Origin of the sequence: Thermus hydrothermalis (genome assembly GCF_022760925.1) — a bacterium.
Taxonomy (GTDB): domain Bacteria; phylum Deinococcota; class Deinococci; order Deinococcales; family Thermaceae; genus Thermus; species Thermus hydrothermalis.
The window spans coordinates 25255-44100 of sequence record NZ_JAKTNT010000011.1 but is presented as its reverse complement, the minus strand read 5'-3'; the positions used below and the strand labels follow the sequence as shown (position 1 = coordinate 44100).

Genomic DNA, 18846 nt, shown 5'->3' with positions numbered 1-18846 from the left:
GCTTCACCTCAGGACGGGCACCTTGGCCCTTCGGCCCTCAAAGGCGTAGAAGGCGGCGGGCACCACGAAGAGGGTGAGGAGGGTGGAGGAGAGGAGCCCGCCCAGGATGATGACCCCAAGGGGCCTGCGGTATTCCGCCCCTTCCCCCGTGCCCAGGAGGAGGGGGAGGCTGATGATGAGCACGGTAAGGGTGGTCATGAGGATGGGCCTGAGCCTGAGCCTGGCCGCCTCCACCAGGGCCTCCTTCAAGGGCATCTCCCGCATCCGCTTCACGGCAAAGTCCAGGAGCAGGATGGCGTTCTTGGTCACGAGGCCGATGAGCATCACCACCCCCAGCACGCTGATCACGTCCAGGCCCGTACCCAGGAGGTAGGTGAGCCAAAAGGCCCCCACCAGGGCCAGGGGAACGGGGAGGAGGAGGTAAAGGGGGTAGCGCCAGGCGTTGAACTGGCTGGCGATGACCAGGTAGTTGAGGACCAAGGCCAGGAGGAAGGCCAGAGGGGCCAGGCGGGCGAGCTCCCCGGTGAAGCTCCCCAGGCCCGTGGCCACGAGCTCCACCCCATCGCCCAAAAGCCCCTTCTCCCGGAGCTCTTGGGTGAGTTCCTGTTGGATCTGGAAGCTTCCTGGGGCGTCGGGGCGTAGGTTGATGTTCACTCCGGCGGCGTAGGCCTGGTTGCGGCGGGAGATGAGGGTGGGGCCGGGACGCTCCTGGAAACTCCCCAGGCTGGAAAGGGGCAGGAAGGCCTGGAGGGCGGGGGCGTAGACGGGCAGGGAGAGGAGGTCGCCCTCCCTCCCCAGGCGCAAGGGGTCCATTTGGACCACGATGGGGAACTCCTCCCCGCCCCGGCGGGCCGTGGCCGCCTGGGTTCCCGAAAGGTATAGCCGCAAAACCTGGGCCACGTCCTGGGGGGTGAGGCCGGTGCCGGAAAGCCGGGCGGGATCGGGGACGAAGACCCGCTCCCGTTGGGTGGCCTCGAGGGTGCTCTTCACGTTCAGCACGTAGGGCTTTTGGGCGATGAGGTCCACGATGGCCCCCGTGCGCTCCTCCAGGAGCTTCCGGTCCGGGCTCACCAGGAAGAACTGCAGATCGGCGTCCCCCGCCTCGGGCCCCGTCTGGGCCAAGACCCTGAGGTCGGCCCCGGGAAACCCTTTTAGGAGGTCCTTGCCCTCGCGGTTAAAGGCCTCCGTGAGGGTGAAGATGTCCTCCCGCTCGTGCTTGGGCTTGAGGACGATCTGGAGTTGCACCCTTGAAGGGTCCCCCACCTGGGCGCCCCCCGTGGCGCTTGCCCCCACGGTGGTCACCACCTGGGCCACGGCGGGGTGGGCGAGGAAGTAGGCCTCCAGGGTCCTGGCCGCCCGGTCGGAGACGGAGAGGGGGGTGTCCTTGGGGAGGAGGAGGGTGGCGGTGAGGACCCCGGTGTCCGAGCGGGGGGTGAAGTTGAAGGGGATGCGGGGCAGGATGGGAAAGATGGAAAGGAAAGCCAAGGCGGCAAGCCCTAGGACGAAGCCTGGGCGGGCTAAGGTCCCTTTTAGGGCCCGGGCGTAGGCCTCCGTGAGCCGTTCTAGGCTACTTTCAGCGGCGGCGTGGAGGCCTCGGGCCACGGCCCCCGCCAGGTCCAAGAGGAAGCGGCCCAGGTAGCGCAGGAGGGCGAGGAGGGCGGGGTAGAGGGGGAGGAGAAGGAGGTAGGGAAGCCCTTGCCGGTAAAGGAGGAAGGCGGAGAGGAGGCCCAAAAGGAGCCCCGTGGGGCCTCGGTAGCCCCTTCGGTAGGCCCAGCGGAGGTCGGAAGGGAGTTTCCGCAGGGCCAAGAGGGCCTCCTTAAGGCTCGGGGGCTCGGGGTCGGGGAAGTAGGCCAGGCGGACGGTGAGGAAGAGGAGGGCTTCCAACCAGCTCACGGCGATGGCCGCCGCCATGCCCAGGCCGAACTGCTGGAAGATCTGGCCGATGATCCCCGGGAGGAAGCTGATGGGGAGGAAAACGGCGAGGAGGCTTAGGGTGGCCGCCGCCACCGCCACGCTCACCTCGCTGGCCCCCTTCAGCACCGCCTCCTTGAGGCCGTAGCCCATCCTGCGGTAGCGGTCAATGTTTTCCGCCACCACGATGGAGTCGTCCACCACGATGCCCACCGCCACGGTGAGGGCGAGGAGGCTGATGAGGTTATAGGTGAAGCCCAGGACCCCGAAGAGGAGGATGGCCCCGGAAAGGGTGATGGGGATGGCCAGGATCACGGAGAAGACGGAGTTGAGCTTTCCCAAGAAGACGAGGACCACCAGGGATACGGCCAAGGCGGCCAAGAAGGCCTCCCGCACCGTGTCCTGCACCGCCGCCCGGATGAAGCGGGTGGTGTCCAGGGCCACCTCCGCCTTGTACCCCTTGGGTAAGGGGGTTTCCTGAAGGGCCTTCCGCACCCCGTCCGCCACGGCCACGGCGTTGGCGTCTGGGGTCTTCACCACGGCCATGAGGACGGCGGGGCGGCCGTTTAGGCGGTTGAGGGTGGTGGGGCTATCGCTTTCCTCCGCCACCCGGGCCACGTCCCTCACCCGTAGGCCCCGGTTTGCGTCCAGCAGGAGGTTCGCCACCTCCTCCGCCGTGGCGGGGGTGTTCCTAAGGGTGTAGACGAGGCGCCTTTCCCCCTCCGTGAGGCTTCCCAAGGGGAGGTTCAGGGCCGACTGGGAGAGGGCTTGGACCACCTGGAGGGGGGAGACGCCCAGGGCCTGGAGGCGGTCGGGGTCCAGGTAGATGCGGATGGCCCGTTTGGGGGCCCCGGTGAGGCGGATGTCCGCCACCCCCTGGACGAGCTGGAGCTTGGGCTTCAGGGTGCGCTCGGCGTAGCGGAGGACCTGGGAGAGGTCCTCCCCGGGGGCCTCGAGGGCGATGTAAAGGATGGGGCTCGCCGAGGGGTCAAACTTCTGCACCACGGGGGCGGAGGCGTCCCGGGGGAGTTGCCCCCGGGCGGCGGCCACCTTTTGGCTCACCTCCACCGCCGCCCGGTCCACGTCCACCCCCTGCTGGAACTGGACGAAGACCAGGCTGAACCCTTCCGTGGAGCTGGAACCGATGGTGTCCACCCCGCTTAGGGTGGAAAGGGCGTCCTCTAAGGGCTTGGAAACCTGCTCCGCCACCTCCTCGGGGCCGGCCCCGGGGTAGCTGGTGGAAACCGCCACCACCGGCACGCTGAAGCGGGGAAGGAGCTCCACCCCAAGGCCCAGGCCCAAAAGGAGCCCCACCAGCACGAGCCCCACGAAGATGGCCGTGGCGAAGACGAAGCGCTCCACGAAGAAGGCCACCAGGGGGTTTTCCCTCACGGCACCACCTCCACGGGGTCCCCGTCCCTTAGCCCTTCGGGGACGGGGTAGATGACCTTAGCGCCTTCGGGAAGGCCTTCCACCACCGCCTTGTCCCCTTCTTGGGCCACCAGGCGCACGGGCTGCTTCTTCGCCCGCTCGCCCTCCAGGAGGTACACCACCCCTTGCCCTTCCTCGGCCCGCACCGCCCCTGCGGGGATGAGGATACCCTCCGCCACCCTTTCCCGGTAGCGCACCTCGGCGGGCCCGGGAAGGAGGGGGGCAAGGGGCGTGAGCACCACCTCCACGAGCCGGGTCTGGCCGGGGAGGTCGGTCTTGCGCAAGAGCCTTGCCCCCACCGCCTTGCCGTTTTGCCGGAGGGTGAAGGGGGTTTCCGGGGTGAGGGCCTGGGCCTTTTCCGGGGGCAGGTAGAGCTTGGCGAGGAGCCGGTCTGTGGTGGCCAGGCGGAAGGCGCGGCTTCCCACCCCCAGGAACTCGCCCTCCTTCACGAAGACCTCCACCACCTCCCCGCTAAAGGGAGCCCGGACCACGCTCTCTTTCAGGTTCCGCTCCGCTTGGCGCACCTGGAGCCTGGCCGCCTCCACCTGCAGTTCCAGAAGGCGGATGTCCTCGGCCCGCTCCAGGCGGGCCAGGGCCTCCTTGGCGTTCTCGTAGGCGCTTTTCGCCTGGTGGAGGTTGGCCTCCAGGGCCTTGAGGTCCAAGGGGGCGAGGGCGCCCGCCTCCAGGAGGGCTTTGCCCTCCTCGTAGCGGCGCTTTGCCGCCTGGAGCTGGGCTTCCGCCGCCTGGAGCTGGGCGGCGAGGGCCGTGCGGTTTCCCGCAAGCTGGTTCCTGGCCCTTTCCAGGTTGGCCTCGGCCTGCTTGAGGTTTAGCCGCGCCGCCTCTAGGGCTTCTTGGAAGGGGGCGGGGTCCAGATAGACCACGCCTTCCCCCGCCTGGACCCGGGTTCCCGCCGGAAGGGTGCGCACCACCCGGCCCGAGGCCCCGGCGGCCACCAGGCTATCCCGTTCCGCCTGGAGGCTGGCGGAGGCTTTGCTCTCCCGCTCCAGGACCCCGGGCGCGGCCACCACCACCCGCACCTCCACCCGCAAGGGGCCTTGGGCCTCAGGGGCGGGGGCCTCGGCCTTTTTGGGGGCGCAGGCGGCGAGGAAGAGGGGAAGGAGGAGCCAAAGGCGCTTCATGCTCACCTCGAGGCCAGAAGGCCGTAGTAGGCCTTCAGGTAGGCGTGCTTGGCCTGCTCCAGGGCGAGTTCCGCCTGGAGGAGGGCGAGCTCCTGTTGCAGGAGGCCTAGGCGGCTGGTAAGCCCGGCCTGGAAGCGTTTTTCTTCCGCCTGGTACCGCTCCTTGGCCGCCCGGTAGGCTTCTTCCGCCGTCTTTACCCCTTGGAGGAGGGGGGAGAGCTGGGCGAAGCGGGCCTCGAGGCCCACCCGGAGGGAACGCTCCAGGATCTTAAGGTTTTCCTCCAGGGTTTTCGCCTGGTCCTCCAGGGCCTCCATGTCCTTCCTCGGGGCGAAGCTTTCGTCCAGAAGGCCCCGCTGGAAGCGGAGAAGCTCTAGGGACTGCCTTAGGTTCAAGAGGTCGGCATGGGCCCCCAAAAGCGCCTCCACCAGGCCCGCCTGGGGCAGGGGGGGAAGCTCGGCCACGGCCTCGGGCTTCCAGGGGCCCACCAGGTTGGCGAGGGCGGCCAGGGCGCTTTCCTCCCCGCGCTTGGCGGCTTCCAGGTTCTTGCGGGCCTCGAGGACGCGGTTTTGCGCCTCCAGGAGGTCCAGGCTAGTGGCCCCACCGCCCTTAACCCGCACCTCCGCCGCCCTCAGCCCAAGCTCCGCCACCTCCAAGGCCTTGGCCGCCAGGGCCGCCTGGAGGCTTGCCTCCCGCGCCTGGGCGTAGGCGGAAACGATATCGCTTTCCGCTTGGGCCAGGGCCCTTTCCAGCTTGGCCTTGGCCAGGGCCTCCGCCTGGCGCGCCTGGAGCTCGGCCAGGGGGGTGCGCAAGGGGTCTTGCAGGGTGCGGGCGAGGTCCTTTTGCCGCATCTCGTATTCCCACCGGGCCGTGACCACGGCCGCCACCTCCGGGGCCTTCTTGAGGGCCTCGGGGAGGGGTTGGGCCAGGACGGGGACCAACAAGGCCAGGGTCCAAAGAAGCCTCTTCATTGCGCCACCTCCGGAAGGATTTCGCCGTAAAACTGGTAAAGCTCCATACGCCGGTTCCTCAGGTTGTTTTCCGCCTGGAGTAGGCCAAGCTCCGCTTGCAGTAGGCCTAGCTCCGCTTGCAGGACGCCCAAGGGGCTTTCTAAGCCCAGGGCGAGCCGCTTTTGCGCTTCTTCCAGGGCTTTCTGCGCCGCCTCTTGGCGGAGGCGGGCGAGGGTGAGGCTAGCCTCGGCGGTTTTCAGGGCGTTTTCCAAACGGGCTTTGTCCAGATTGGCCTGGATCTCCGCCGCCCTTAGCGCCTCCTCCGCTCCCCGCACCTGGGCCTGGGCTGCCTCGTAGGCGGAGAGGAGGCCCGGGGAGAGGGTGAGGGAGAGGGTAAGCCTAAGCTCCTCCGTGGTCCGGTACTGGCCGGCGGGGAGGGTGGTGGGGGGGCGGGCGGGGTCCTGGCGGGTGTAGGCCAGGGTGGGCCTCAGGTCCTTGCTGGAGAGGCTTAGGGAAAGGGTGTCGTTCCCCGAAGGGTAGAGGTTGAGGCTTCCCTGGAGGGTGGGGAGGAGGTTGCGCCAGGCGGCCCTTTCCCCGATTTTCGCCTCGGCTAAGGCCAGCCGGGCCTCCTCGAGGCTCAAGGGCGTGGTGCCTTGGGGCGGGGGGATTTCGGGCAGGGGGGCTTTCAGGTCCACAAGCCCCTCCGCCGCCTCCTCCGCAAGCTTTTGGCCAAGCTCCGCCTCCGCTAGCCGGTTTTGCGCCTCCCTTAGGGATAGCTCCGCCTCCCTTAGCTCCTTGGGGCTCGCTTGGCGCTTTTTGGCGGCTTCCAGGGCGAGCTGGGCAAGCTCCAGGCCCTTCTCCGCCAGCCGTACCCCCAAAAGGGCTTCCCGGTAGCGTCCATGGGCGGCCACCGCCTGGGCCTGGAGGGCGGTGAGGGTCTTGCGGTAGGCAAGTTCGGCCCGCCTGAGGCCGATGCGCGCCCGTTCTATCCCGTCGGCGGCCTCGCCAAAGGGGAAGGGGGTGAGGACCAGGGCCAGGGTGAGGGCCTTGGCGTCCTGGGGAAGGCTTGCGCAAAGGGCCTGGGGGGTGCACTCGTAGCCCAGGCGGCCGTAGTTTCCTTGGAGGCTTAGGGCCACGGGAGCGCTTTGCGCCTCCAAGGCCTTGGCCGCCGCCAGGAGGTAAGCCTCGGCCTGCCGCTTTAAGGGGTGCTCCTTGAGGGGGCTTAGGGCCCCCTGGGCCAGGGCTGGTGCGAGGAGAAGGGCAAGCGCCCATAGCCTAGCCACGTTCCACCTCCGTAAGCTTGGCAAGGAGCGTTCGGAAGGTGCCAAGCTCCTCCGGGCTTAGCCGGGCCAGAGTTTGGCCGAAGACGCGGAGCCAGGCCTCCTTGAGCCGCAGGGCCACCGCCTCCCCTTCCGGGGTGAGCTCTAGCTGGACCCGCCTCCGGTCCGAAGGGTCCGGATGCCGGCGGAGGAGGCCCGTTTCCTCCAGGGAGGCGAGGAGGTGGGAAACCTGGGAGGGAAGGATCTCCAAATGCTCCGCCAGGCGGGAGGGAAGGCGCACCCCTTCCTTCACCAGGCGGAGCACCTCCGCCTGCAGGAGGGAAAGCCCTTCCTGGGCGAAGACCTCCTTGGCCCGGGAAAAGAGGAGGCGCATCAGGGCGTAGCCCAGTTGGGAGAGTTCCTCCACCAGGGATGCCGGGGGACCATTCATACCCTTCAACTATATAAGGCCGTCAATAAAAAAGGGCAAGCGGGGCCACACGCCCCCATGGTGTACAATGGGCCCAGGTGATATGGACAGACCTCCCAGTCGGTGGCTCTTCTTTCTCCCCTTCGGTTCCCTAGCCCTGGCCCAAACCCAAGCCCCAAGCCCTGGGGACCTTTTTCTTCTGGTCCTCTTCCTGGGCCTTTCCGCCTTTTTCTCCGCCAGCGAGACCGCCTTCACCGCCCTTTACCCGTGGAAACTCAAGGAGCTGGCGGAGGCGAAGAACGGCCCCTATACCCTCCTTGCCCGGGACATCACCCGGTTTCTCACCACCATCCTGGTGGGCAACAACCTGGTGAACATCGCCGCCACCGCCTTGGTGACGGACCTGGCCACCCGGGCCTTTGGCTCTTGGGGGGTGGGGCTCGCCACCGGGGTCATGACCTTTTTGATCCTCTTCTTCGGCGAGATCACCCCCAAGTCCATCGCCGTGCACCACGCCGAGGCCCTGGCCCGGGTGGCGGCGTGGCCCATCTACTTCCTCTCCGTCCTCTTTTACCCCCTGGGGCGGTTTTTCAGCTGGGTTTCGGGAGGCATTTTGCGGCTTCTGGGCCTCGAGCCCCGGAACACCCCCTTGGTTTCGGAAGAGGAACTTCGGCTCATTCTGGCGGGCGCAGAGGAGTCGGGGACCATTGAGGCCCAGGAGGAGGAGATGATCCACTCCATCCTGGAGTTGGAGGAAACCCCGGTGCGGGAGATCATGACCCCCCGGGTGGAGATGGTGGCCATAGAGGCGGAGGCCACCTTGGAAGACCTCCTCCAGCTCTTCCGCGAGCACCGCTATAGCCGCATCCCCGTCTACCGGGAAAGCGTGGACCACATCGTGGGGGTGGCCTACGCCAAGGACCTCTTGGACTACTACTGCGAGGAGGACCTGAAGGGGAGGACCGTGGCCTCCATCGCCCACCCTCCCTACTTTGTCCCGGAGAACATGGACGCCTGGACCCTGCTTAGGGAGCTCCGCCGCCGCAAGGTGCACCTGGCCATCGTGGTGGACGAGTTCGGGGGCACGGCGGGCCTCGTCACCCTGGAGGACGTGATGGAGGAGATCGTGGGCGAGATCTACGACGAAACCGACGAGCCCGAGGACGCCCCCATCCGCCGCCTGCCCGATGGCTCCTACTCCATCCAGGCCCAGACCCCCGTGGACGAGGTTTCCGAGGCCTTGGGGGTGGAGCTTCCCGAGGGGGAGTACGATACGCTTTCCGGCTTCCTCTACGAGCGCTTTGGCCGCATTCCCGGGGTGGGGGAGAGCGTGGAGTGGCAGGGCTTCCGCTTCGTGGTGGAAAGCGCCGACCAGAGGCGGATAGAGCGGGTACGGGTGGAAAGGCTGGTGGAGCATGGAGGGGGTTAGGAAACTTTTGCAGGCCCACGTGGCCCGGGCCTACGCCCCCTACTCGGGCTTTCCCGTGGTGGCCTTGGTGGAGGCGGAAGGGGAGGCCTTCCTAGGGGTCAACGTGGAGAACGCCTCCTTCCCCCTTTCCCAGTGCGCCGAGCGGAACGCCGTGGCGGCCATGGTCCTGGCGGGGAAAAGGCGCATAGACCGGGTGCACATCTATAGCCCCAAAGGCCCCATCCCCCCTTGTGGGGGGTGCCGGCAGGTGCTCATGGAGTTCGGGGCCCCCGACACCCCGGTCCTTCTCCACGGCCCCGAGGGGTACGTGGAGAAGACCCTAGGCGAGCTCCTTCCCCTGGCCTTCCGCCTCTAGAGGGAAAGCACCAGGGTGGTCTGGAAGAAGCCCGGGACCTGGAGGGTGAGTTCCAGCCGGCCTGAGCCCCTTTCCAGGCCCGGGCGGAAGCCCACCACCTGAAGCCGCCCCTCGCCCCGGGCGGGAAGGTCCGCCTCCACCCTTAGGCTTTGCCCGAGGAGCACAAGCCGCCCCTCCACCCGCAAGGGGAGGGGGTTGGGGTTTTCCAGGAAGAAGTTCACCCCGGCCCGCCGCACCCGTAGGGGCTCCAAGGGGAAGGCGAGGCGGGTGCGGAAGAAGGTGAGGTCCTGGCCCAAGGTTTTCCCTTCCAGGGCCACCTCCACCCCCTCCCGGGAGAGGAGGGCCTGCCCCGTGGCCCGGGCCTGGCGGGGGGTGAGGCGCACGGTGAGGGTTTCCTCCCTCCTCCCGGGGGGCAGGTTCAGGTCCAGGGGGACCACCACCTCCCCCACCCTAAGCCGGGTGCCGAAGGCGGCAAGGGGGAGGGGGAAGGGGTTGGGGTTTTGGAAGGCCACCCTTAGGCCGAGGACCAGGGTGGGCTCGGGGGCGAGCTCCAGGCCCAGGAGTTCCGCCCCAAGCAGGGTGGCCGCGGGCGGGGTGGGCCTGGGGGCGCAGGCGGCGAGGAAAAGGATAAGGGCCAGGAGGAACCTCAAAGGAGCCATCCCTCCTCCTTCAGCGCTTCCAAAACGGGAAGGAAGCTTCCCCAAAGGGGGCTTTCCGCCGTGTAGGGGGGCCTGGGGTAGCCCGCAGGGAGACCCAGGTGCCTCAGGGCCTGTTTGAGGAGGGGCACCCCGCCTTGGGCGAGCAGGTGGCCCAAGGGGAAAAGTTTTTTCTGCAAGGCCTCCGCCTCGGCGAGCCGCCCTGCCCGGAAGTGGGCGAGGAGGGCCCGGTAGGCCCTGGGGGCCAGGTTGGCCGCCGCCAGGATGCCCCCTTCCGCCCCCAGGGCCAAGGCGCCCAGGAAGGTGGGGGCGTGCCCGGTGAAGACGCGGAAGCCGGGGAGCTTGGCCTGGTAGAAGGCGAGGCGGGAGAGGTCGCCGCTGGAGTCCTTGATGCCCTGGATGCCCGGGTGCTGGGCCAAGGCCTCCACCGCACCCAAGGGGAGGTCCACCCGGGTGTTTTGGGGCACGTGGTAGAGGAAAAGGGGCATCCGCTCCGCCAGGGCCTCGTAGTAGCGGGAAAGCCCTTCCCCAAGGCTTGTGTGGTAGTAGCGGGGCGGGGTGGCCAAAAGGGCCATGGCCCCCACCTCCTTGGCCTCCTCCAGGGCCCTTTCCGCCTGGGGCAGGGTTTCCTCCATGAGGCCCACCAGGAAGGGCTTCTTGGGGCGGAGGGCCCGGAGGCCTTGGCCCCGCTCCTCGGGGGTGAGGTGGACCCCTTCCCCGTTGGAGCCGTAGATGAGAAGCCCGTCCACCAAGGGTTCCAGGGCCTCGGCCAGGGCGCGGAAGGCCTCGAGGTCTAGCCTTCCTTTCCGGTCAAAGGGGGTGGGGATGGGGGGCAGGATCATCACGACCTCCTCAGGCCTAAGGCTAACCCCAAAAGGTGCAGGGCGTAGGCCCCAAGGAGAAGGCCGGGGCCTTCCCCTTGCCCCAGGCGCACCAAGCCCCAAGCGGCGAGGAAGAGGAGGAGGACGCCAAGCCCTGCGGCGAAGCCGAGGCTTCCCGGCACGAAGAGGCGCACGAGGAGGGCGTAGGTGGGGGGTACGGTGCCCTTGCGCCGGGGAAGGAGGAAGGCGAAGAAGTGGTAGAGGAGGAGGAGGAAGTAGCCCAGGAAGGCCCAGGGGCGGGCCCGCTCGGGTAGGGGAAGGGGCAGGGCCAGGAAGGTGCGCCAGGGGTCCTGCAGAAACCGGATCCATTCCGTCTGCAAGAGGGCGAGGTAAAGGGTACGGGCGCTGGGCCCCGCCTCCCTCGCCCCCCAGGGATCGGTGCCCAGGCCCAAAGCGGTGCGGATGGGGCCCTCTAAGGGGGCTTTCCGGTAGGCCTCCGCAAGGGCCTTCTCCTCCCCCGTGAGGGCCAGGGCGAAGGGCAGGCCGCTCCCCTCCAAGAGCCCCTTGGCTTCCTTGGGCGCCTCCGGCAGGAGGGCGTAGCCCAGAAGGGCTTGGGTTTCCGGGGTGGGGGGGAGGGAGCGGAGCCAGTCCAAAGCGGCTTGGGTGCGCAAGGAGCCCCGGTCTAGGGGGGGAGCGAAGAGGGCTTTCCGGGCTTCCTGGTCCAGGCCGTGGAGGAGGGTGGCGGCCCCTAGGGCGAGGAGGAGGAGGAGGGCAAGGAGCCTTTCCCCAAAGCTGGCGTAGGCCAGGGAAAGGTGCCTCAGGCGCAGGAGGGGGTGCCGGAAGAACCCGCCCAGGAAGCCGCCCAGGTTCCGCAGGTCCCGGAGTTGGGGGGGGAGGTAGAAGAGGACGAGGTAAAGGAGGAGGACCAGATAGGCCACGGCCAGGACGGCGAGGGCGAGGGAGAGCCCCTCTAGGCTAGGCGGCAACCAGGCCCTTAGGGTTTCCACCGCTACCCGGAGGCGCAGGGCCTGGGCGGGGAGGCCTTGGGCCTCGAGGGCCTCCGCCCGCTCCTGGAAAAAGGCCAAGGAGCCGGGGAAGAGGGGGCTTGTGCGGAGGAGGGTTTCCGTGAGGAGGCGGGCCCTTTCGGGGTCCTTCTCCTCCAGGCGCTTGGCCGCCTCCGCCAGGGCCAAGACGGGGGGGAAGGCGTAGGGGAGCTCGGGGCGGTGCCCCCGGGCGAGGAGGTCTTGGCGGTAGGCCTCGAGGTCTTCTGGGCCCAGGCTTTCGGGGTCCAGGGCCCAGTAGGCGAAGTAGGGCCAGGGCCTGGGGGGATTTAGGGCCTGGAGGAGAGGGGCGAGCGCCCGCAGGTCCTCCCCGCTCCCCTCAAAGGGAAGGGGGGGGAAGGGTACGGGCAGGACCCTCTCCCCCTGCAGAAGGGCCTCGGGGCCTGGCCTTAGGGCCACCACCTTGGCGGGGGCGAAGTGGTAGCGCACCCCGGGCTCCTTCAGGCCCGCCTCCAGGACCAGAAGCCCCTGGGCCACGTACACCCTTTCCCCCTGGACCAAGGGCCCGAGCCAAGGGCCTTGGGGCAAGGGAAGGAGCCCCCAGGGCAGGTGTAGGCCCTCTTCCGTGAGGGTGGGGGTGGGTTGGCCATGGACGGTGAAGCGCCCCTCCAAGGCCCCCGAGGGCAGGACGAGGCGCACCCGGTACTCCCCCGGGGCTTCCGGGGTGAGGCTTAGGCGGAAACTACCCCCCTGCACCTCCACCGTTTGGGTCTGGGTTCCCTTAGGGCCTTCCACCTCTAAGGGGAAGCGCCCTTCGGGAAGGTCCCGTCCTTCCAGGGTTAAGGGCTGGCCTAGGGAGGCTTCCGGGGGTACCAGGAGGCTTTGGGCCAGGGCCCAAGGCAAAAGGAGGGCCAAAGCCGCCAAGCGAAGGCGCATGGCGTTATTCTACAGGCATGGGTCTATTGGACATGATCGGGCCGGTGATGGTGGGGCCTTCCTCTAGCCACACGGCGGGGGCCTGCCGCTTGGCCCTCCTTGCCCGCCACCTCCTCGGGGAGAAGCCCAAGCGGGTGGAGTTCGGCCTCCACGGCTCCTTCGCCAAGACCGGGAAGGGGCACGGGACCCACCTCGCGCTAGTGGCCGGGGTCTTGGGCTTGCGGCCAGACGACGAGCGGCTTAAGGAGAGCCTGGCCCTGGCGGAGGCGGAAGGGGTGGAGGTGGTCTTCAAGGAGGTGGAGCTTGGGGACGTCCACCCCAACACCGTGCGCATGGTCCTGGAAGGGGAGGGAGGGCGGCTTGTGGTGACGGGAAGCTCCCTGGGCGGGGGGCTCGTGCGCATCTTTGACCTGGACGGGTTTGAGGTGCGCATCACGGGGAGCGCCCCCACCCTGGTGATCCGCAACGTGGATACCCCGGGGGTGGTGGCCCGGGTGGCCCGCATCCTGGCGGACGACGAGGTGAACATCGCCCACCTCACCGTGAGCCGCAAAAAACGGGGAGGGGAGGCCATGATGAGCCTGGAGATGGACCGGCCCCTTTCGGAAAAGCCCTTGGAGTACCTGGCCTACCTCTCCTACATCCTCTGGGTGCGGCAGATCCCCCCGGTGATGGACTAGCCCTTGGGAAGCTCCAGGCGCAAGGAGGCGCCCCCTAAGGGGCTTGGGAAAGCGCTAAGCTTCCCCCCGTGGGCCTCCGCCACCTTCTTGGCCGTGTAGAGGCCAAGGCCGGCGCTTCCCCGCCTGCCTGGGCCTTGGCGGAAGGGCTGGGCCAGGGCCTCGAGGGGAAGGGGAAGCCCGGGGCCGTCGTCCTCCACCCATAGGGCCCCATCCTCCACCCGCACCCGCACCTCCTTCTTGGCGTGGCGGAGGGCGTTTTCCAAGAGGTTGGCGAGGGCCCGCTCCACGAGAAGCCTCTCCCCCCGCCCAAGCCCCGCCCCTTCCAGAAAGAGGCGGAGGCCCCGCCCCTTGGCCTCCTCCTGGTAGCGGAAGAGGAGGTCCTCCGCCAGGGCCCTCAGGTTGAGGGTTTCCACCTGGGGCGGGCGGGCCTCGAGGCGGGAGAGGGCGAGGAGGTTTTCCACGAGGCGGTAGGCGCGGGAAAGCTCCTCCTTAAGGTTTCTTAGGAGCGCAAGCCGCCTTTCCTTGCCAAGATCGTCCGCCTTCTCCAGGTATTCCAGGGCGCGGATGGCGGAGATCAAGGGCGTCTTCAGGTCGTGGGCCAAGGCGGCGTAGAAGGCCTCCCTAGCCTCCAAAAGCTCGGCGAGGCGCTCCAGGAGTTCCGTGAAGCGGGCGCGCAAAAGGGCAATCTCCCCCGGCGGGGGCTCTTTGGGGGCGGGAAGGCGAAGCCCCTTAAGCTCCCCCTTGAGGGAGAGGTAGGCCAGGGCCCGGGTGAGCTCCTCCAGAGGCCGCAAAAGCCCTTGCGCCAAGAAGTAGCCCACCCCCGCCGAAACCAAGGCCAAAAAGGCGAGCCAAAGCAAGAGGGGAAGCCATGGACCCTCCCCCAGGAGGCCCAGGGTGAGGGCCAGGACCAGGTTGGGCAAGAAGGCCAGGAGGCCGATGACCAGGGCTAGCCTAGCCCTAAGGCTCATCCCTTCCCGCCGAAAGCACCGCCAGGAAGGCTTCCTGCGGCACCTCCACCTTGCCGATGGCCTTGAGCCGCTTCTTCCCCTCCTTTTGCTTTTCCAAGAGCTTCTTCTTCCGGGTCACGTCCCCGCCGTAGCACTTGGCCAAAACGTCCTTTCTGAGGGCCTTCACCGTGGCCCGGGCGATGATCTTGCCCCCGATGGCCGCCTGGATGGGCACCTCAAAGAGCTGCCTGGGGATCACCTCGGCCAGCTTGTCCACGATGGCCCGGGCCAGGCTGTAGGCCTTTTCCCGGTGGGCGATGAAGGTGAGGGCGTCCACCACCTCCCCGTGGACCAGCACGTTCACCTTCACCAGGTCCCCCGGCTGGTAGCCCGCCTGCTCGTAGTCCATGGAGGCGTAGCCCCGGGAGAGGCTTTTCAGGCGGTCGTGGAAATCGTAGAGGATCTCGGCGAAGGGGGCCTCGTAGACGAGCTCCACCCGCTTCTGGGCCCCGGGCAGGTAGTTCATGCTCAGGAGGCGTCCCCGCTTTTCCTGCACGAGCTGCATGATGCTCCCCACGTATTCCTCCGGGGTAAAGATGGTGAGCTTCACGTAAGGCTCGAGGATCTCCTCTATCTTGGTGGGGTCGGGAAGGTCGGCGGGGTTGTGGATCTCCACTTCCTCCCCGCTTTTGAGCCGCACCTTGTAGACCACGCTGGGGGCGGTGGCGATGAGTTCTAGGCCGAACTCCCGCTCAAGCCGCTCTTGAACGATCTCGGCGTGGAGGAGGCCCAAGAAGCCGCAGCGGAAGCCAAAGCCCAAGGCGGTGGAGGTTTCCGGCTCAAAGGAGAGGGCGGCATCGTTGAGCTTAAGCTTCTCCAGGGCGTCCCTTAGCTTGTTGTAGTCCCCGGAGTCCACCGGGTAAAGCCCGGCGAAGACCACGGGCTTGGCGGGGCGGAACCCGGGGTAGGGGGCGGGGGTGGGGTGGTGGGCCAGGGTGATGGTGTCCCCCACCTGGACGTCGTGGATGTCCCGGATGGCGGCGGTGAGCCAGCCCACCTCCCCCACGGAGAGGCTTTCCGTGGGCACGAGGCCTTGCGGGGTGAAGACCCCCACCTTGTCCACGGTGAACTCCTTCCCCGTGGAGAAGATGCGGATCCTGTCCCCGGGGCGCACCGTACCCTCAAAGATGCGCAGGTAGGGGATGACGCCCTGGTAGGCATCGTAGAGGGAGTCAAAGATGAGGGCCTTGAGGGGGGCTTCGGGGTCCCCTTGGGGCGGGGGGATGCGCTTCACGATGGCCTCGAGGATCTCCTCCACCCCTTCCCCCGTCTTGCCCGAGGCGAAGATGGCCTCGTCGGCGGGGATGCCCAGGACCTCCTCCACCTCGAGGGCCACCTCCAGGGGCCGGGCGTTGGGCAGGTCAATCTTGTTAATGACCGGGATGATCACGTGGTTGTGCTCTAGGGCCAGGTAGAAGTTGGCGATGGTCTGGGCCTCCACCCCCTGGCTTGCGTCCACCACCAAGAGCACCCCTTCCACCGCCGCCAGGGCCCGGGACACCTCGTAGGTGAAGTCCACGTGCCCCGGGGTGTCAATGAGGTGGAAGACGTAGGTCTGGCCGTCCTTGGCCTGGTAGTTGACCCGCACCGCACTGGCCTTGATGGTGATGCCCCGCTCCCTTTCTAGCTCTAGGGAGTCCAGAAACTGTTCCCGCATCTCCCGCTCGCTCACGGCGTGGGTCATCTGCAGGATGCGGTCGGCTAAGGTGGACTTCCCGTGGTCCACGTGGGCGATGATGGAGAAGTTGCGGATGCGGCTTACCATCCTTTCCATCGTCCGGGGTAGCGGGGGCGAAGTCAAGCCAGGCGTAAAACCCCAAGTCCTGGTAAGATGAAACTTGGCGTCTGCACGCCTTAGGAGCGCTATGTCCCAGGTCCTGCCTGTAGAAATCACCGAGGAGCTCAAGCAAAGCTTCATCAACTACGCCATGTCCGTGATCGTGGACCGGGCCCTGCCCGACGTGCGGGACGGGCTTAAGCCGGTCCAGCGGCGCATCCTCTTCGGCGCCTACCAGGAAGGGGTCTTGCCCACGCGCAAGCACGTGAAAAGCGCCAAAATCGTGGGCGAGGTCATGGGCAAGTACCACCCCCACGGGGACGCCGCCATCTACGAGGCCTTGGTGCGCCTGGCCCAGCCCTGGAACCTGCGCTACCCCCTCATGGACGGCCAGGGCAACTTCGGCTCCATAGACGGGGACCCTCCGGCCGCCCAGCGCTACACCGAGGCCCGACTTTCCCACCTTGGGGCGGAGATGCTCGCCGAGATTGACAAGGAAACGGTGGACTTCCGCCCCAACTACGACGGCTCCCTCAAGGAGCCCGAGGTCCTGCCCGCCGCCATCCCCAACCTCCTGGTGAACGGGGCGAGCGGCATCGCCGTGGGCATGGCCACAAGCCTCCCGCCCCACAACCTTTCCGAGGTGGTGGACGCCCTGGTGGCCATGATTGACAACCCGGGGATCACCCTCGAGGAGGTAATGCGCTATATCCCTGGCCCCGACTTCCCCACAGGGGGAAAACTTTCCAAGAAGGGGATCAAGGAGGCCTATGCCACCGGCCGGGGAAGCCTAAAAGTCCGGGCCAAGGTACGGGTGGAGGAGAAGGGGCAAAGGCCCATGCTGGTGGTCACGGAAATCCCCTACCAGGTGAACAAGGCGAGCCTCATCGCCCAGATCGCCGCCCTGGTCAAGGCCAAGAAACTGGAGGACATCGTGGCCCTCCGGGATGAGTCCGACCGCCAGGGCCTGAGGATCGCCATTGAGCTCAAGCGGGGGGCGAACCCCCAGGTGGTCCTCAACCAACTCTACAAACACACTGCCCTGCAGACCTCCTTCACGGTGAACCTCCTCGCCATCGTCCAGGGGGAGCCCAAGGTCCTCTCCCTCCTGGACCTCATGCGCCACTACCTGGACCACCGCAAGGAGGTCCTGAGGCGGAAAAGCCTCTTTGACCTGAAGAAGGCGGAGGAGCGGGCCCACGTCCTGGAGGGGCTCCTCATTGCCCTGGACCACATTGACGAGGTCATCGCCCTCATCCGGGCCTCGGAGGACGCCCAAAAGGCCCGCGCCGCCCTCATGGAGCGCTTCGGCCTCACCGAGGTCCAGGCCCAGGCCATCCTGGACATGCGCCTCCAGCGCCTGGTGGCCCTGGAAAGGGAAAAGCTCCTGGAGGAGTACCGGGGGCTCATGGAGGAGATCGCCCGGCTTAGGGCCATCCTCGAGGACGAAACCCGGCTTTGGGGCGAGGTGAAACAGGACCTCCTCCGCATCAAAGAGAAGTACGGGGACGCCCGCCGCACCCTCATCACCGAGTTTGAGGAGAGCTTCAACCCCGAGGACCTCATTGAGGACGAGCCCATGGTCATCACCCTCACCGCCCAGGGCTTCCTCAAGCGCCTCCCCTTGGAGGCCTACCGGGCCCAGGGGCGGGGCGGCAAGGGCCTTTTGGCGGGCAAGACCAAGGAGGAGGACGAGGCCACCCAGGTCTTCGTGGCCGGGGCCCACGACGACCTCCTCCTCTTCACCAACCGGGGCCGCGTCTACCGCCTCAAGGTCTACGACCTGCCCGAGCTGGGGCGCCAGGCCCGGGGGGTGCACGTGAAAACCCTCCTGCCCCTGGCGGAAGAGGAGGAGGTGGCCGCCCTCCTTTCCGTGCGGGGCCTGGACGGGGAGGGCTTCTTGGTCTTCGCCACGGAGCGGGGGCTGGTGAAGCGCACCGCCCTAAGGGAGTACCAGAACCTGGGCTCGGCGGGCCTCATCGCCCTAAGGCTCCAGGAAGGGGACCGGCTCATCGGCGTGGCCCTCTCCGACCCCGAGGACGAGGCCATCCTGGCCACGGAGGCGGGCCAGGCCATCCGCTTCCCCCTAGAGGAGGTGCGGGCCACGGGCCGGGACAGCCAAGGCGTCACGGGCATCCGCTTTAAGAAGCCCGGGGACCGGGTGGTTTCCCTGGTGACGGTGAAGCCCGGCGAGATGGTGGACCTCCTGGCGGTGAGCACCCGGGGCTATGGCAAGCGCACGCCCCTTTCCGAGTACCCGCTGCAGGGCCGGGGCGGGGTGGGGGTCATCACCTACGGGGTGAGCGTGCGCACCGGGCGGCTTGCCGCTCTCCTCAAGGTGCGGGGCACGGAGGACCTCCTGGTCCTCTCCAAGAAGGGCCTGGCCATCCGCACCCCGGTGAAGGAGATCCCCCAGTACTCCCGCCCCACCGCCGGGGTCAAGGTGATGAACCTGCCCGAGGACGACGAGGTGGCGAGCGCCTTCGCCGTGGAGGAGGAGAAGTAGATGGAAGAGGTGGTCCTCATCACCGTGCCCACGGAGGAGGTGGCGAAGATCCTGGCCCGCACCCTGGTGGAGGAGCGCTTGGCCGCCTGCGTGAACATCGTCCCCGGCCTCACCTCCGTCTACCGCTGGCAGGGGGAGGTGGTGGAGGACCGGGAGCTCCTCCTTATCGTCAAGACCACCACCTTCGCCTTCCCCAAGCTCAAGGAAAGGGTGCTCTCCCTCCACCCCTACACGGTGCCCGAGATCATCGCCCTGCCCATCGCCGAAGGGCACGGGCCCTACCTGGCGTGGCTTAGGGAGAACACGGGATGACCCCCGGCACGCTTTCCTTCCCACGAGGCCTTTGAAGGGGCGGGTGCGCTGTCCACCCTGAGGGTTGCAGGCGCCTCAAGCCTTTGGCCGCCCCGTAGACCTTGGGGATAGGGAGGGCCTTGCGCCCTGAGGCTTCCCCTAAACGCCCCTCCGGACGAGCGGCAGGGGGGCGGGGGCGCCACGGACCGCCCTTTGCCCATAACCCGCAAGCGCTCCCTGGGCCCCCGGTGGTCCAGGGGATTTTTGCAA

Annotated in this window: 15 protein-coding genes; 5 read left to right on the top strand and 10 right to left on the bottom strand. The window is 67.7% G+C overall.

Features of this window, described 5'->3' with window-relative positions; all coding sequences use genetic code 11:
* Positions 1 to 3: 3 nt before the first annotated feature.
* The 5 genes from L0C60_RS08100 to L0C60_RS08080 are packed head-to-tail and all read right to left on the bottom strand — an operon-like array spanning position 4 to position 7138.
* Positions 4 to 3303: an efflux RND transporter permease subunit gene (locus L0C60_RS08100; RefSeq protein WP_243092655.1), complete on the bottom strand. Its 3300-nt coding sequence runs from the start codon at positions 3301 to 3303 to the stop codon at positions 4 to 6.
* Complete coding sequence (locus tag L0C60_RS08095; RefSeq protein ID WP_234504894.1) at positions 3300 to 4481, bottom strand: efflux RND transporter periplasmic adaptor subunit; 1182 nt, start codon at positions 4479 to 4481, stop codon at positions 3300 to 3302. Before L0C60_RS08095 ends, L0C60_RS08100 begins: the two co-directional genes overlap by 4 nt.
* A 2-nt stretch (positions 4482 to 4483) precedes the next feature.
* Positions 4484 to 5449 (bottom strand): TolC family protein, encoded by a 966-nt coding sequence (locus L0C60_RS08090; protein WP_234504897.1) that lies wholly within the window; start codon positions 5447 to 5449, stop codon positions 4484 to 4486.
* Positions 5446 to 6711, bottom strand: coding sequence for a TolC family protein (locus tag L0C60_RS08085; RefSeq protein WP_234504899.1), 1266 nt, complete (start codon positions 6709 to 6711; stop codon positions 5446 to 5448). The genes L0C60_RS08090 and L0C60_RS08085 overlap by 4 nt, the downstream gene beginning before the upstream one ends.
* Complete coding sequence (locus L0C60_RS08080; protein WP_234504901.1) at positions 6704 to 7138, bottom strand: MarR family winged helix-turn-helix transcriptional regulator; 435 nt, start codon at positions 7136 to 7138, stop codon at positions 6704 to 6706. The genes L0C60_RS08085 and L0C60_RS08080 overlap by 8 nt, the downstream gene beginning before the upstream one ends.
* 82 nt (positions 7139 to 7220) lie before the next feature.
* Between L0C60_RS08080 and L0C60_RS08075 the strand changes: the two genes are divergently transcribed.
* Positions 7221 to 8546, top strand: coding sequence for a hemolysin family protein (locus tag L0C60_RS08075; protein WP_234504903.1), 1326 nt, complete (start codon positions 7221 to 7223; stop codon positions 8544 to 8546).
* Entirely contained in the window at positions 8533 to 8901 is a 369-nt protein-coding gene (gene cdd, locus L0C60_RS08070) for a cytidine deaminase (protein WP_234504905.1), read from the top strand. The genes L0C60_RS08075 and cdd overlap by 14 nt, the downstream gene beginning before the upstream one ends.
* On the opposite strand, the gene L0C60_RS08065 is transcribed toward cdd, so the two are convergent.
* Genes L0C60_RS08065 through L0C60_RS08055 form a run of 3 tightly spaced genes read right to left on the bottom strand, consistent with a single transcriptional unit; the run spans position 8898 to position 12315 of the window.
* Positions 8898 to 9560 (bottom strand): hypothetical protein, encoded by a 663-nt coding sequence (locus L0C60_RS08065; protein WP_243092654.1) that lies wholly within the window; start codon positions 9558 to 9560, stop codon positions 8898 to 8900. The genes cdd and L0C60_RS08065 overlap by 4 nt on opposite strands.
* The gene (locus tag L0C60_RS08060; RefSeq protein ID WP_234504909.1) at positions 9548 to 10399 is read right to left on the bottom strand and encodes a dihydrodipicolinate synthase family protein; all 852 of its coding nucleotides are present in this window, start codon (positions 10397 to 10399) and stop codon (positions 9548 to 9550) included. The genes L0C60_RS08065 and L0C60_RS08060 overlap by 13 nt, the downstream gene beginning before the upstream one ends.
* Positions 10399 to 12315 (bottom strand): hypothetical protein, encoded by a 1917-nt coding sequence (locus L0C60_RS08055; RefSeq protein WP_234504912.1) that lies wholly within the window; start codon positions 12313 to 12315, stop codon positions 10399 to 10401. The genes L0C60_RS08060 and L0C60_RS08055 overlap by 1 nt, the downstream gene beginning before the upstream one ends.
* Positions 12316 to 12332: 17 nt before the next feature.
* Between L0C60_RS08055 and sdaAB the strand changes: the two genes are divergently transcribed.
* Complete coding sequence (sdaAB, locus tag L0C60_RS08050; protein ID WP_234504914.1) at positions 12333 to 12995, top strand: L-serine ammonia-lyase, iron-sulfur-dependent subunit beta; 663 nt, start codon at positions 12333 to 12335, stop codon at positions 12993 to 12995.
* Here sdaAB and L0C60_RS08045 read toward each other — a convergent pair.
* Both L0C60_RS08045 and lepA read right to left on the bottom strand, forming a co-directional pair.
* Entirely contained in the window at positions 12992 to 13963 is a 972-nt protein-coding gene (locus L0C60_RS08045) for a sensor histidine kinase (protein WP_234504916.1), read from the bottom strand. The genes sdaAB and L0C60_RS08045 overlap by 4 nt on opposite strands.
* Positions 13953 to 15776, bottom strand: coding sequence for a translation elongation factor 4 (lepA, locus tag L0C60_RS08040; RefSeq protein ID WP_234504920.1), 1824 nt, complete (start codon positions 15774 to 15776; stop codon positions 13953 to 13955). Before lepA ends, L0C60_RS08045 begins: the two co-directional genes overlap by 11 nt.
* A gap of 91 nt (positions 15777 to 15867) precedes the next feature.
* Here lepA and gyrA point away from each other — a divergent pair, with 91 nt between their 5' ends.
* Together gyrA and cutA are read left to right on the top strand one after the other, a co-directional pair.
* Positions 15868 to 18285 carry a DNA gyrase subunit A gene (gene gyrA, locus L0C60_RS08035; protein ID WP_234504923.1) on the top strand — a complete coding sequence of 806 codons (2418 nt, stop codon included), beginning with the start codon at positions 15868 to 15870 and terminating at the stop codon, positions 18283 to 18285.
* Positions 18286 to 18597, top strand: coding sequence for a divalent-cation tolerance protein CutA (gene cutA / locus L0C60_RS08030; RefSeq protein WP_234504925.1), 312 nt, complete (start codon positions 18286 to 18288; stop codon positions 18595 to 18597).
* Positions 18598 to 18846 lie beyond the last annotated feature (249 nt).

Coding starts and splice junctions, on each gene's coding strand:
- L0C60_RS08090 (WP_234504897.1), bottom strand. CDS start 5,449: ATGAAGAGGCTTCTTTGGACCCTGGCCTTGTTGGTCCCCGTCCTGGCC.
- L0C60_RS08075 (WP_234504903.1), top strand. CDS start 7,221: ATGGACAGACCTCCCAGTCGGTGGCTCTTCTTTCTCCCCTTCGGTTCC.
- L0C60_RS08045 (WP_234504916.1), bottom strand. CDS start 13,963: ATGAGCCTTAGGGCTAGGCTAGCCCTGGTCATCGGCCTCCTGGCCTTC.
- L0C60_RS08080 (WP_234504901.1), bottom strand. CDS start 7,138: ATGAATGGTCCCCCGGCATCCCTGGTGGAGGAACTCTCCCAACTGGGC.
- cdd (WP_234504905.1), top strand. CDS start 8,533: ATGGAGGGGGTTAGGAAACTTTTGCAGGCCCACGTGGCCCGGGCCTAC.
- gyrA (WP_234504923.1), top strand. CDS start 15,868: ATGTCCCAGGTCCTGCCTGTAGAAATCACCGAGGAGCTCAAGCAAAGC.
- sdaAB (WP_234504914.1), top strand. CDS start 12,333: ATGGGTCTATTGGACATGATCGGGCCGGTGATGGTGGGGCCTTCCTCT.
- L0C60_RS08060 (WP_234504909.1), bottom strand. CDS start 10,399: ATGATCCTGCCCCCCATCCCCACCCCCTTTGACCGGAAAGGAAGGCTA.
- L0C60_RS08065 (WP_243092654.1), bottom strand. CDS start 9,560: ATGGCTCCTTTGAGGTTCCTCCTGGCCCTTATCCTTTTCCTCGCCGCC.
- L0C60_RS08095 (WP_234504894.1), bottom strand. CDS start 4,481: ATGAAGCGCCTTTGGCTCCTCCTTCCCCTCTTCCTCGCCGCCTGCGCC.
- cutA (WP_234504925.1), top strand. CDS start 18,286: ATGGAAGAGGTGGTCCTCATCACCGTGCCCACGGAGGAGGTGGCGAAG.
- lepA (WP_234504920.1), bottom strand. CDS start 15,776: ATGGAAAGGATGGTAAGCCGCATCCGCAACTTCTCCATCATCGCCCAC.
- L0C60_RS08055 (WP_234504912.1), bottom strand. CDS start 12,315: ATGCGCCTTCGCTTGGCGGCTTTGGCCCTCCTTTTGCCTTGGGCCCTG.